The organism is Cupriavidus sp. WS (assembly GCF_000395345.1).
Classification (GTDB): domain Bacteria; phylum Pseudomonadota; class Gammaproteobacteria; order Burkholderiales; family Burkholderiaceae; genus Cupriavidus; species Cupriavidus basilensis_B.
In genome coordinates, this window is sequence record NZ_AQPL01000598.1 from 1 (window position 1) to 508 (window position 508).

Sequence of the window (508 nt, forward strand, 5' to 3'; positions counted from 1 at the left end):
TCGTCGTCCATGTCCTCGAAGCCATTCGAGGGCGCCGGCGCCGGCTGCGGACGGCGCGCTGCGCCGCCAGCCGGCTGGCCGCCACCACCTTGGCCTTTGCCTTGGCCACTGCGCGAACCGTAGCCGCCGCCGCTCGATTCGCGGCCGCCGCCCTTGTCATCACCATCGCCGCCGCCCATGCCCTGGCGCGAGCCGAGCATCTGCATCTGCTCGGCGATGATTTCGGTGCTGTACTTCTCAGCACCGGACTGGTCCGTCCACTTGCGCGTGCGGATGCGGCCCTCGACATACACCGACGAGCCCTTCTTCAGATACTGGCCCGCGATCTCGGCCAACTTGCCGAAGAAGGCGATGCGGTGCCACTCGGTGGCTTCCTTCATCTCGCCGCTCTGCTTGTCCTTGTAGCGGTCGGTGGTCGCCACGCGGATGTTGGTCACGGCGTCGCCGCTGGGCATGTAACGGGTTTCAGGGTCAGCCCCGAGGTTTCCGACGAGTATGACTTTATTGA

At 66.1% G+C, this 508-nt stretch carries 1 protein-coding gene; it reads right to left on the reverse strand.

Going from position 1 to position 508, the window contains the following annotated elements:
- Nucleotides 1-508: single-stranded DNA-binding protein (gene ssb, locus K206_RS0135325; protein ID WP_063826909.1), on the reverse strand; the 508-nt coding region annotated here is incomplete at both ends.